General features: G+C 34.7%; 12 protein-coding genes and 1 other annotated feature. Of the genes, 2 read left to right on the top strand and 10 right to left on the bottom strand.

Going from position 1 to position 12,559, the window contains the following annotated elements; genetic code table 11:
- Nucleotides 1-180: 180 nt before the first annotated feature.
- From RBB48_RS13800 to RBB48_RS13775, 6 genes are all read right to left on the bottom strand, one after another.
- Nucleotides 181-2,484 carry a glycoside hydrolase gene (locus RBB48_RS13800; RefSeq protein ID WP_306007771.1) on the bottom strand — a complete coding sequence of 768 codons (2,304 nt, stop codon included), beginning with the start codon at nt 2,482-2,484 and terminating at the stop codon, nt 181-183.
- 213 nt (nt 2,485-2,697) lie between these two features.
- On the bottom strand, nt 2,698-2,907 hold the full coding sequence (locus RBB48_RS13795; RefSeq protein ID WP_088063078.1) for a DUF6366 family protein: 210 nt from the start codon (nt 2,905-2,907) through the stop codon (nt 2,698-2,700).
- A 112-nt stretch (nt 2,908-3,019) separates the two neighbouring features.
- Complete coding sequence (thrB, locus tag RBB48_RS13790; protein WP_088063077.1) at nt 3,020-3,913, bottom strand: homoserine kinase; 894 nt, start codon at nt 3,911-3,913, stop codon at nt 3,020-3,022.
- Nucleotides 3,910-4,968: a threonine synthase gene (gene thrC / locus RBB48_RS13785; RefSeq protein WP_000276442.1), complete on the bottom strand. Its 1,059-nt coding sequence runs from the start codon at nt 4,966-4,968 to the stop codon at nt 3,910-3,912. Before thrC ends, thrB begins: the two co-directional genes overlap by 4 nt.
- Complete coding sequence (locus tag RBB48_RS13780) at nt 4,961-6,256, bottom strand: homoserine dehydrogenase (RefSeq protein ID WP_087982880.1); 1,296 nt, start codon at nt 6,254-6,256, stop codon at nt 4,961-4,963. The genes thrC and RBB48_RS13780 overlap by 8 nt, the downstream gene beginning before the upstream one ends.
- Before the next feature lie 151 nt (nt 6,257-6,407).
- Nucleotides 6,408-6,639, bottom strand: a binding site (T-box leader).
- 233 nt (nt 6,640-6,872) lie between these two features.
- Nucleotides 6,873-7,511 (bottom strand): pyridoxamine 5'-phosphate oxidase family protein, encoded by a 639-nt coding sequence (locus RBB48_RS13775; protein ID WP_306007770.1) that lies wholly within the window; start codon nt 7,509-7,511, stop codon nt 6,873-6,875.
- An 81-nt stretch (nt 7,512-7,592) separates the two neighbouring features.
- Here RBB48_RS13775 and RBB48_RS13770 point away from each other — a divergent pair, with 81 nt between their 5' ends.
- Complete coding sequence (locus RBB48_RS13770) at nt 7,593-8,201, top strand: NUDIX hydrolase (RefSeq protein ID WP_106382827.1); 609 nt, start codon at nt 7,593-7,595, stop codon at nt 8,199-8,201.
- An 88-nt stretch (nt 8,202-8,289) separates the two neighbouring features.
- On the opposite strand, the gene RBB48_RS13765 is transcribed toward RBB48_RS13770, so the two are convergent.
- From RBB48_RS13765 to RBB48_RS13750, 4 genes are all read right to left on the bottom strand, one after another.
- Complete coding sequence (locus RBB48_RS13765; protein WP_088063072.1) at nt 8,290-9,117, bottom strand: peptidoglycan-N-acetylglucosamine deacetylase; 828 nt, start codon at nt 9,115-9,117, stop codon at nt 8,290-8,292.
- A gap of 117 nt (nt 9,118-9,234) precedes the next feature.
- A complete protein-coding gene (locus RBB48_RS13760) occupies nt 9,235-10,107 on the bottom strand; it encodes an aminoglycoside 6-adenylyltransferase (protein WP_088063071.1) in 873 nt (290 codons plus the stop codon).
- Nucleotides 10,108-10,238: 131 nt separating this feature from the next.
- The gene (locus tag RBB48_RS13755) at nt 10,239-10,910 is read right to left on the bottom strand and encodes an O-methyltransferase (RefSeq protein ID WP_106382826.1); all 672 of its coding nucleotides are present in this window, start codon (nt 10,908-10,910) and stop codon (nt 10,239-10,241) included.
- 137 nt (nt 10,911-11,047) lie between these two features.
- Nucleotides 11,048-11,767, bottom strand: coding sequence for a 3-ketoacyl-ACP reductase (locus RBB48_RS13750; RefSeq protein ID WP_000818985.1), 720 nt, complete (start codon nt 11,765-11,767; stop codon nt 11,048-11,050).
- Between the two features lie 196 nt (nt 11,768-11,963).
- Between RBB48_RS13750 and RBB48_RS13745 the strand changes: the two genes are divergently transcribed.
- A complete protein-coding gene (locus tag RBB48_RS13745) occupies nt 11,964-12,551 on the top strand; it encodes a DUF3139 domain-containing protein (RefSeq protein WP_131933543.1) in 588 nt (195 codons plus the stop codon).
- Nucleotides 12,552-12,559: the final 8 nt, after the last annotated feature.

Raw genomic sequence — 12,559 nt, 5'->3', positions numbered from 1 at the left:
GAATCCAATATGTATTCCATTTCACATTATACTCTCGTGCTTATTTTTGGCAAGTCACTATTTTCCAACTTCAAATATTTAGCACTTCGCAACATTCGAAATTATAGATTTATAAATTTATTCGTTTCGAATCCTTCAATTTTCACCTAAAAAATTAGTAATGCAACAATACATTTCATATTATCTCTCAAGCGGTGTATACATTGTTTTTTTCCCATGATTATTAATGAAAGCGGATTTTGCTTTTAGTTTCGTCTTTTCTATTTCTATATCTTCATTCGAGAAATTCACAATAATTTTAATATCTTTTCCATAAGAAGCAGATTGAACTAATTTATCTTCTGACAAATATACAAAGTTCGTCATTTCTTCTTTTACTGCCTTTTCATGAACGTCATTCCAAACTTTCAGGTGCTGCGTAATTTCTTGTTTATGCTTATTCCACTCTACTTCATCTAAATGGTACAACGGAGGAACATTATACAATAATTCGTATAGCATACGGTTCCCTACCTCATCTTTTACTTTCAAACTTCCCCATTCCCAGTGGTGCGTTGTAATTACAGAATCATTGTATACTAATTTATATAATGGTACTGAATATACAGGGTTTAAATACACTTGTTTATATTCTTCTTTTAACGGTACTTGTTTTGCATATTTTTCTGGAACATTTTGATTCGGTGACCAATATCCGCCCACATAATACGGACTTGTTTTATTTTTCCTCATATCTTCATCGTCCCATTTAATAACCGGTGTTTCAATACCGTGAGCAAATGCAATCGTGCTACTTGCAAAGTCATTTCCGCCTTCTGAGCCAACTACCATACCTTTTTCTTGCGCAATATAATCCATTCGTTGCAATCTTGCTTTTAAATCTTGTTCTTGTGTCGTTATATGTTTGGCTGAATAGTCATCATAAATTTCACCTGTTGCATCACAATCAATAAACCATGAATTATATTTAGGTCCATTTTGTAAAATATCGTTCATTCGCTCTTTTACACTAGGAAGAGATAAAGTTGGATTTAACTTTCGCCCTCTACCTAAAAATCCTTGCACTTTTTCTCCATTTTTCTTCGTCACAGTTCCCTCTTCATATAACGATGGATCCTGAAAAGAAGCTGTATTCCAATTTTTATCAGCTTTTTCGTGAATAGAATGATAAGAATCATACGGACCAACTAAATATCCCATTTTCTTAGCTTCTGTCACGAAATCAGGCTGCATATACCCTTGTTCCCAGTTCGGTAGCCCAATCCATGCATTGTCTATTCCTGATTCTTTCATTTCCTTTATAATATCCGTTCCATCTGCCTTACCCCATTTACTTACTTCTTCAACCGCATCACCGAGCGCTGACTTTAATACATGCTTATTTAAGTTATATAACTCCATCTTCGATAAATGGTCTATCCCTTTGTTTAATAACTCACTAGCGTTCTGATCAACCTTTTGAAAAATATCATCTTTATACAATTCCTTCATTGATAATACTTCATTTACATAACGCAAAATAACATTTTTTTGGTACTTATCAATGAAATCTTGTTTACTTACTTGCTCAAACACACTCAGTTCTCCAGGCTCCGAACTATTCTTTTGAATAAGCCCTTTTATATGGCTAAATACAGGACTATTTATTTGCTCTCTTATTTTAGGCCAATTTACGTTACTGTCAGACAAACCATTTTGATTCCAAAAATAAAAATGAGCAGCACCATAAAGTTTTTCAATCTCTTTATTTTTTCTAGCCTTTTCTTGTAATGTTTTAAATTCACCTTTTTGAGCAATATTATCCTTATACAGTTTAGCAATACTGACTGCATCATTATTTGTCACATATAATTGAAATCCATATGCTTTATTTTTATTTATACTCGGGAATTCATGTATAAAATCAAATCCTATTTTCGGATCCGAATGAAATTTCAATTCATTATTAAACATATTGTTCGCAATAAATACAATTGAATATTTCGAACCATTTAACGCAAAAAACTTCATAGAAAATGATTCAGCAAATGAATATGCATCATCCTTTAAAAACTTCTTCCAATTTTCATCATTACTCGGAATTTGCTTACCTTCCCATAACGGAAGTGTATAATTTTCAGCTTGTACTTTCGGCCACGTAAAGCTTTCTGCACCAGTCGATTCCACTTCAATATTTAAGTGATCTTTTTTCTTTTCTAGATTCACTTTTACTTTTTGATCTGGATATTCCCAAGATGTTCGATCCTTGTCTTTTTTTACATTCGACACCTTCATTTTCGGTAACGGCTGTGACGCCTGTTCCTTTACACCATCATGTTCTACAGTTAACATGAAAGTCTCTGGATTTACATCGTAAGTAAACTCTTTATACGTCGCTTTCTTTACTTTAGAATCTTGTACAGCCTTGTTACCTTTTACATCACACCCGACTAAAGTCGAAAATGACATCGTTGTAAGAAGACATATTGCTATCATTTTTTTCATCTTCTGCACCTCCACCACTGAATATACAGGGGCTTTGTTACAGGAATGTGGCAAAAAAATAGAACTAGCATAACGCTAGCTCTATTTTGAGTATTATAAATAAGTGTGTATGAACAACTATAATCTGCTTAAAGTATATGTAGTACAATAACCGTGTTTTTTCATCCCCACTAAATATAAAAGCAAATAATTCGAAGCCTTAACACTTATTTTTCAACTAAAAAAATAAGTGTATATAATATACCCTAAAACTAGCACTAAAATTACTAGCGCTGTACCTTTCCAATTCATACCACCCGTCATATCAACTGGACTACCTGATTCAGCTCTGTTGAATCCATCATTTAAAGAACCGGTAGGATTATTTTTCAATTCACTTTGCCTTATACGTTCTCTGTTTTCTTCTGGTGACTCTTTTTTCATACGATCACCTCCAAATTAATACACGCTTTACTAAATTATACATTATTACTTTTCTTTTATATGCCAACTGAAAAGATATTTACAACAAAAAAAGCTAGCAATGCTAGCTTTTTTATAGTTCTATATGTTCTTCTTTATTTACAGTAATTCCTCTATGATCGATTTCTAGCACACACACTTTCATAGACGTAAATACTCTCGCTAATTGCTCAGCAATTTCTTGACGCTTATCATATGGCGTTAATATAAAAATGGATGGACCTGCACCACTAAGCGCTGTGCCGTATGCTCCAAACTCTTTTGCACATTTACGAATTGAGGGTAATAGCGGTACGAGTTCTAAACGATACGGCTCGTGAAAATGATCTCTTTCCATCATTTCACCTACAACTTCCCACTTCTTTTGACAAAACGCAGCTACTAATACGTTGCTGATTGCACTAGCCTTAACTGCTTCATGAAACGGAAACACATCTGGTAATACAGATCGGCTTTCCTCTGTATTTAACTCTTCATTTGGAATAAGAGAAATTACACCTAATTCCTTACTTTCAATTCTTACAACCGAAACATTCTTTCCATCAAGTGCTCCGATTACAGTTCCTCCTAATATAGAAGCCGCAACATTATCTGGATGCCCTTCAAAATTTGTTGCAATTTGAACTTTTTGATCAGTCGTTAAGTTTAAATTGCCAAGTTGATTCGCAAGCTCTATCCCTGCTACAATTGCTGATGCACTACTTCCTAGTCCTCTTGTAAGCGGGATATTACTAGTAACTTCTATTATATGAGGTGATAAAGAAGGACATACTTTACATGCCGTGCTAACGATTAAATTTTTATCATCTGTCGGAATTAATTCTTCAAAGGAATGGATTACTTGCCATCTATCAGCTTTTTCTTTTACCACCACATCTAAATATAATGACAAAGCTATTCCTACTGAATCAAATCCAGGTCCAACATTCGCTGTACTAGCAGGAACACGAATACTTAATGGTATCACGACATAATCACCCCTTTAATATGTTCTTTAATTTGTTCTATATTATTTGAAACACTTGCAATATCTAATGTATTAGAAGAAATTGCGATATCAGGATCTTTCAAACCGTTTCCAGTTAAAACTGCAACAACTGTCTCTCCTTTTTTGATTTTTCCAGATTGAACATGTTTAATTACACCTGCTAATGAAGCATTTGATCCTGGCTCAGCGAAAACCCCTTCCGTTTTTGCTAATAATCTATACGCATGTAAAATTTCTTCATCTGATACCATATCTATTTCACCGTGAGACTGTTCAGCAGCCTCTACTGCATATGACCAACTTGCGGGGTTACCGATACGAATCGCTGTTGCAATTGTTTCAGGTTCTTCAATGACATGTCCTTTTACAATAGCAGCTGCTCCTTCCGCTTCAAATCCGTGAATTCTTGGCTTCTTATAGCCTTTTTCTTTCTCATATTCACAGAAACCTTTCCAGTATGCTGTAATATTTCCGGCATTCCCAACAGGAATCGCTAAAACATCTGGTGCACTTTGCAACTGGTCACAAATTTCAAATGCTGCTGTCTTTTGCCCTTCAATTCGATAAGGATTCACTGAGTTTACTAATGTAATCGGCTCTTCCGCAGCAATATTTCTTACAGCCTTAAGTGCATCATCAAAATTTCCTTCTATTGAAATGATTTCAGCTCCGTAAGCGACTGCTTGCGCTAATTTTCCATGTGCAATCTTTCCTTCCGGGATTACGATTATACATTTCATTCCAAGGCGTGCCGCGTATGCTGCGGCCGATGCCGAAGTATTACCTGTTGATGCACAAATAATTGCCTCCGAACCTTCTTCTTTCGCCTTCGCAACAGCCATTACCATACCACGATCTTTAAAAGAACCTGTCGGATTCGCACCTTCGTACTTACCGTATAACTGAATCCCTAATTGTTTTGATATATTTAATAGCGGAATAAGAGGTGTATTTCCTTCCATTAAGCTAACATCAGGTGTATTTTCATTCACCGGTAAATAAGAAGCATACTGTTTTAATAATCCTTTATACATATTGTTTTTCCTCCTCAATAATGTAATAACTGTTTATTTCACTTGCGACACTTTCTATCGCTCCTAGAACTCGTTCAAATTGATACTTTGAAGTTTGATGTGTCACAACAACGACTTCTGCAAGTTCACGATTTAAGGGTAATTGAATAACTTCTTTTAAACTTACAGAATAATTAACGAAACATTCTGTTATTTTTTGCAACATCCCAGGTTCATCTCGTAATGAAATACGTAAGAAATATTTCGAAACGACTTCTTCATCCCCCTGTAATTCATACGGTTCTGGTTCTTTTAATGCGCTTTTATTTTTCTGAACTTGATTCATATTTTTAACGATTGAAATAATATCACTTACTACAGCAGAACCAGTTGGTAACTTCCCAGCTCCAGGTCCGTAAAACATTACTTCTCCTACTGCTTGACCATGAACATATACTGCATTAAATTCATTATTTACATTCGATAATGGATGATGACTTGGTAAAAGAGTCGGTTCTACACTTAAATGAATGGCTGACCCTTGTTTCTCTGCTTTACCAATTAATTTCATAGTAAATCCTAACTTTTCAGCCATTTGTAAATCTTCTTTTTCGACCTTTCGAATCCCTCTTACTTGCACATCATCTAAAGAAACATTCATCGAAAAACCTAAGTTTGCAAGAATGGCTACCTTTCTCGCCGCATCTAACCCATCTACATCCGCTGTTGGATCCGATTCTGCGAAACCTAATTTTTGTGCTTCCTGTAAAGCCTCTTCATACGACCATCCATTTTGACTCATCTTTGTTAACATGTAATTTGTTGTTCCATTTACAATTCCCATTATTTTTTCAATTTGATCTGAAGCTAATCCGTCTGTTAATCCTCTTAACACCGGAATACCGCCCGCTACACTTGCTTCATAACATAAATCACAATCATTATCGTTCGCCACTTGGAGAAGCTCTGCACCGTATACAGCCATTAAATCTTTATTTGCTGTTACGACATGTTTTTTATTTCGTAAAGCCTTAACAATATGTTGCTTTGCTTCTTCAATTCCGCCCATTACCTCTACTACAATATCAATATTTGGATCATTTAGAACTTCATCGACATGACTTGTTACTACGATTCCATCAATGCAAACATCACGTTCTTTTTCTAAGTCACGTACAACGACTGTCTTTACCTTCACTTCATACCCTGTATCAAGTGTAATTTTTTTATAATGTTCTTTCAAAATATGGACAACACCACTTCCGACCGTACCTAAGCCTAACACCCCAACATTAATAACGTTATTCATTTTCTAATCTCCTCCTACAATTTTATTTTTTATCTCTATCAATCACCTTGCTCTGCTTTTTAATCATGCAGGTGGTGGTTATTTCCGTACGTACAAATCGTTTCATTTTACTGCACCTCCTTTCAAAGTAAAAAAACACACTCATCCCTAGGAAAGGGACGAATGTGTTTTCGTGGTTCCACCCTTGTTCCAATCCAGACTTAACTCCTTCTAGATTGCTCAAGTTCAGATAACGGCTGATTCCGTCAATAATTACTAGATTACTCGTTCACTATTGAAGTTCAAAGGTGGTAAAATCATTTCTCGTGTTAGGAAGCTCACACCCTTGGCTTCCCTCTCTGTAAACCGTAAAAATGATTCCGTGTCCTTATCGTTACTTTTCGTTCATGTTTATTTGTTAACTCATTATAGTTATCAACTTTTTAAAAAGCAAGCCTATTTTTACTAACTATTTTCAAAATCTTTTTTTATTATATTTCACAATAACATTTTACAATTGCCGCTCGATTTACCTATTTTGCTATTTCTCCATTTTGTAAATCAACAGTTCATATATAAATATCCCATTCTAAAATGTGTACATATTCACCTTACAAAGATATATTAATAAAGTTTTTTAATACAATCTTTTCGTATAATTTTCTTCTAAAGAACGTGCAACATCTTCTTCTGAAGCATTCACTTTCGCATGCTCCAGCAACATTTTTGCTGCTGAAGGTAATTCTTTTTTATTTAACCAAAATTCTGAATCCCACATCTTAGAACGAATAAAAGCTTTTGCGCAATGAATATAGCATTCCTCTATTTCAACAACAATTCCAAGTAACGGATTGCGTCCATTTGCCTGCATTTCTTGCAAAATTTCTTCATCGTTTGTAATGAATGCTCGGCCGTTTATTCGGAGTGTCTCCCCAAGACCAGGGATCAAAAAGAGTAACCCTACGTGCGGATTTGAAATAATATTCAAAATGGAGTCTATACGACGGTTGCCTGGTCTTTCTGGAATAATAATTTTATTATTATTTAATACGTATACAAATCCAGGTGCGTCTCCTCTCGGCGAAGCATCACACTCTCCTAATTTATTTGCAGTAGATAATACTAGAAAAGGAGATTTAGACAGAAAATCTATGCAATGATGGTCTAATGATGAAATAACTTTTTTCAAAGCTCGCTCACTTGGTCGCCCCAATATTTTTCGTAACTCTTCCTCTGTTGAAATAATCGATTTTATTTCCTTATTCTCTATCCCCACTTATACCTACCCCTTTTTCTTTATTCTCCCAAAATTCAATACAGATATTGTATAATAAAATTTGCAGAAAGGGGAATTTAAATGACAGAGTGGTTAACAATATTTGATATTGAAAGAAATATACTTGGGAAGAAATTACGTGATGAAGTGCATCGTGACGGTGATTGGCATGAAACATTTCATTGTTGGTTTGTAGAAAAAGATGCTGAAGATATGTTTTTATATTTTCAATTACGCTCTAAAAATAAAAAAGAAGCACCGAGTATATGGGATATTACTTCAGCTGGACATATTATGCATGATGAAGAAGTACAAATTGGCGGTCTTCGTGAAATTGAAGAAGAATTAGGACTTTCCTTTCAAACTACTGATTTAGCATACAAAGGTATCTTTAAAATAGATTATGAAATTTCAAATCTTACTGATCGTGAATTTTGTCATATGTATTTTCACAATGTCATCAATACACTTTCATTTGCACCAGGTGAAGAAGTAGACGATGTGATGAAAATACATGCAACTTCTTTTCTACAACTATTAAAAAGAGAGATTTCATCTTTTACGGCTATTTCTGTTTTAAGCAATACACCGATAACAATAACATTTGAAGATATTTATCCATATGATCTTGCATACTATGAATTTGTTATAGAAAAAGGAAAAAACTTACTAGAAAATAATAGTTTATAAATAAAATAGGACTCCCATTTTAAAGTACTTGGGAGTCCTATTCTTTATAGTGGATGATTGACAATACCCGACTGATTTAAATTCCAGTTTATTTTCTCTCTTTCGATGTTTGGAACATACTTGGCAGCGTTACAAAGCGTGCCCCTTTCGTTTTTAACTGCGGAATAATTTTGTCTAGTGCCTCTACAGATCCTTGCAAATGCCCACCTGGTGTTGAATGCTGAAGTATAACACTGCCAGGAAATGAATTCCCTAACACATTATTTGTAATCGTATCAGCGCTTACTCCTTTCCAATCAACCGTATCAACACTCCATTGTACAATCATAAAATTTTGCTCTGTTGCCCACTTCAATTGATTTTCAAGTATTTCACCGTATGGCGGACGAATAAATTTCGGTGCATAACCAGCTAAACGATTTAATATTTCTTCGGTTTTCATAATTTGATTACGGTACTCAGCATCATTTACTTTCGCTAAATTTGGATGGCTATACGTATGATTGCCAATTACATGCCCTTCATTCGCAATACGTTTTACTACATTCGGAAACTTTTCTGCATTTTCACCAAGCAAGAAGAAAGTCGCCTTCACATTATGTTGTTTTAACTTATCTAAAATTTTCGGCGTAAATTCTAAATCTGGTCCATCATCAAATGTAAGAGCGACTTCCGCTTTATTGTACGGCCCTGAAAATGCGTACGCATATTTTTCGACCCACGAAAATGGCGTCCACGATCCACGCTCATATGCTTTCATTTGTACTGTATATTTTTGAGGGATATATGTGTATGGCAATGAACTCATATAGTCTCCATAATAAAATGAGTGATATGGCATATAGGCGTACGAAACATCTCGTTCTAGTCCCCATTCATATGGGGCAAACATTTCTGACGAATAAAAATAATACATAATAAAAACCTCCCTAAAATTTCATATGTGATTCATCTGCACTTTGTTAGAGAAATTATTATTCATGAACAAAAATAAGACTGTCCATAATTAGGACAGTCTTACTGCTATATACAATTAATAAATCGATGCACTATCTTTCGGCAAAGCTTTTACATGTTTTAAATAGCTTGTCACTCTGTCATCATCACCTTGCGGGTATTGATACCCATATGTGTTACCAATTTCGTTCGCAACTTTTCTAAATAAATCGCCCATTACAAAAAACGACTCCCAAATGTCTTCATATTCAGCATTCGAATAGGTCCTTTTAAATTGCTCCCACATATCTTTTTCAATGTATTGCTCGAAAAGCTTTCCAAACTTTCCTGCATTAACTGTAAAGTCTGTTTTCATACCAATATGCCATTCTAACATTACGATGAACATATCCCGCACCGGGCCATCAAGTATTCCTTTCGCATAAGAAAGTTCTTCTCTCCATAGTCCTTTTGCCACATTCGTACTACACCACCAAAATTCATTACAGCAATCTAAAAACTCTTTTTCTGTAGGCTTTTTTATTAAGTAATCCCTATCGCTTGCTGGTGGAAATTCGTCAATACAATTATCTTTATCCAGAAGCAGTTCACTTAAACTATCTTGTCCAATGAACTTATTTATCAAATCAAAGGGAACGAGCGTTAAATCAATTCGGTTTCCATCCATAAACTGCATTAAATACGGAAATTTCCCGTCTTCATCTGGTGGAACTAATGACATTTCTTCCGGCATTTGTACAATCATTATTTCGCCAAATCTATGAATCCAATTATGATTAGACGTAAAAGATTGTATATCATTTACAACATACATAATATCATAGTCTTGAAAACAATCTTTTTTCACATGTTGATTTACACGTGACCCATTCATGATGACAGCTCGAATTCTTCCATCCTCTTTTGCTGTACTAATAATTAAGTCTAACATTTCTTTTTCAGTTCTCATCTATTCCTAACCTCCAATTTTTATATAAACTTATATTTCCAAGTATGTTGGAGGTCCACGAGCTAGCTGTGTTGTACACGATACATGTTATAATTTTTGAAACATCTTTTTCATCTTTTTACCACCTTCCGTCATTCTTTTACGACTACCATTACAAACCCATCGTATCCTTTACTTCCGACAGTTTGAAGCGCAGTAGCACTTACACGTGGCTCTGCAGCTATTAATTCATAGAAGCGACGTATCCCTTGTACGCGAGGATCGTTACTCGTATTGTCAATAACTTCTCCTTCACGTACTACGTTATCACCAATAATTATAGTACCAGGGCGTGATAGTTTCAGTGCCCATTCAAAATAAGTAGGGTTATTTTGTTTATCAGCGTCTATAAAAATAAAATCAAATGGTTCATACTTCTCATTTTCGATTTGCTGTAAAGAATCTAAAGCTAATCCTGTTCGCACTTCAATTCTATCATTCAAATTGGCACGCTCAATATTGCTACGTGCAATTTCAGCATGCTTTTCACTTGCCTCCAATGTAACAACTCTGCCTCCAGATGGCAATCCCCTTGCAAGCCATATCGTGCTATATCCGCCTAGAGTACCAATTTCCAAAATGTTTCGAGCTCCTTGAATTTGTACTAATAGTTGCAAAAACTTCCCTTGCGTTGGCGATACATCATGTGCTGGTAAATTAGCTGCAGCGTTTGCTTGAAGTACTTCTTCTAATGTAGAATCTTTCGGTATTAATACATCACTCACATATTGATCAACAGCCGTCCATTTCTCAATCGTACTCATGTAAATACCATCCCTTTCAATATTTTTCTACTATTCACATATTATACAGAAAATTCTGTCTCGTAAACAAAAATAAAGAAGGGACATCTCCTCCATTACAGAATAAATATCCCTTCTTTTGTTTATGAAATTATCCCTTACGGATTAGTAGACCAAAGTCCTGCTGATTTAATAAATGTACGTTTATTTAATTTCAGCTGCGCTACGATAAACTCTGCAATATCTTCTGCTTGCATTACTTTATCTGGGTTTCCATCAGTTAACCCTAAATCTACAGCCATATCAGTTGCTACTGTACTTGGAGTTAAAGCTGTTACACGAATATTATGTTTGCGAACTTCCATCGCTAACGATTCTGTTAAGCCAAGAACACCAAATTTAGAAGCACTGTATGCACTTGTTACAGGTGCACCTTTTTGTCCTGCTGTAGATGAAATGTTAATAATATCACCAGATTGTTGTTCAATCATACTTGGTAAAGCTGCACGAGTTGCATAGTATACACCCATTAAGTTTACTTGAATGATTTTTTCCCAATCAGCAACGTCTAATTCTAAAAACTTACCAAACTTAGAAATACCAGCGTTATTAATTAAAATATCGATAGACCCTAAACCATTTTTTAACGTTTCAATTGCAGTCGTTACCTCTTCATATGAAGATACATCAGCAGTCGCAATAACAGCTTTTACGCCTTCTGCTTCTACTTCTTTCGCTACAGCTTTCAAGTTTTCTTCTGAACGAGCTAAAAGACCTACATTTACGCCCTCTTTCGCTAATGCGATTGCTACAGCGCGACCAATTCCTCTACCTGCTCCTGTAATTAAAGCATTTTTACCTTGTAATAATTCTGCCAAGTATAACACTCCTTAATCATCTCAGTTATGTATTATATTAAAATTGTATCTGTGTTTATGTAAAAAGGCAATGATGCACTTTCATGTGCGTAGGTTACTTATAGGTAACTATGGAAAGTTTTTATTGATAAGTCTCATGTTTTTGCCATAATTCATGTAAAATAAAAATAAATCCAGCATAGGAGAGTGTATGTGTATGAAAAGAAAAAAATGGTTCTTGTCACTAACTGCAGTCGGACTATGTATCATATTTTTGGCTATGTACTTTATATTTGGTAATCCACTACATTATAAAGTAATAGAAAAAGATACTAGCGACTATCTCTATACTATACAAGGCTATAAGCAAAAAGAAATACAAAGCATAACCGGAAAATATACTCCCATTTATAATATCGGCTATTATGCAGAGGTAGTATATAAAGACGAACCTTATTTTACATACTCTTATACATACGATAATAATAAGAAAATAATACAAGACAACGGCATTTTAGGAAGACATACTGAGTCATTTAAAAATCTTAATTTAAACTGGTCATTGTTTGACGAGTTAGTAGACGGTATCCATACTAACTTGCAAGAAAGAGGTTTAAGCGAAAAGAAAGATTATTCTATACGCTATGTTCAATTCATTGATATCGATGATGATACAAACGGTGCAGAAGCATATGTTGACTTTAAGAAAGATAAAGAATCAGATTATTCATACCGTATGAATGGCCAAGGAACAGCTTATCAATATAGTTGCAGTAACGGGGAATGTATTTTTAAAGAAAAATAGTGTTAGAA

It is taken from the genome of Bacillus sp. MMSF_3353, assembly GCF_030733445.1.
Taxonomy (GTDB): Bacteria; Bacillota; Bacilli; order Bacillales; family Bacillaceae_G; genus Bacillus_A; species Bacillus_A wiedmannii.
Note: the sequence above shows the minus strand (reverse complement) of the source record. Positions and strands in the feature narration are given on the sequence as shown.

Bases quoted from the DNA above. Each gene is read 5' to 3' on its own strand.
- RBB48_RS13745 (WP_131933543.1), top strand. From the start codon at position 11,964: ATGAAAAGAAAAAAATGGTTCTTGTCACTAACTGCAGTCGGACTATGT.
- RBB48_RS13765 (WP_088063072.1), bottom strand. From the start codon at position 9,117: ATGTATTATTTTTATTCGTCAGAAATGTTTGCCCCATATGAATGGGGA.
- RBB48_RS13760 (WP_088063071.1), bottom strand. From the start codon at position 10,107: ATGAGAACTGAAAAAGAAATGTTAGACTTAATTATTAGTACAGCAAAA.
- RBB48_RS13770 (WP_106382827.1), top strand. From the start codon at position 7,593: ATGACAGAGTGGTTAACAATATTTGATATTGAAAGAAATATACTTGGG.
- RBB48_RS13755 (WP_106382826.1), bottom strand. From the start codon at position 10,910: ATGAGTACGATTGAGAAATGGACGGCTGTTGATCAATATGTGAGTGAT.
- RBB48_RS13795 (WP_088063078.1), bottom strand. From the start codon at position 2,907: ATGAAAAAAGAGTCACCAGAAGAAAACAGAGAACGTATAAGGCAAAGT.
- RBB48_RS13780 (WP_087982880.1), bottom strand. From the start codon at position 6,256: ATGAATAACGTTATTAATGTTGGGGTGTTAGGCTTAGGTACGGTCGGA.
- thrC (WP_000276442.1), bottom strand. From the start codon at position 4,968: ATGTATAAAGGATTATTAAAACAGTATGCTTCTTATTTACCGGTGAAT.
- RBB48_RS13800 (WP_306007771.1), bottom strand. From the start codon at position 2,484: ATGAAAAAAATGATAGCAATATGTCTTCTTACAACGATGTCATTTTCG.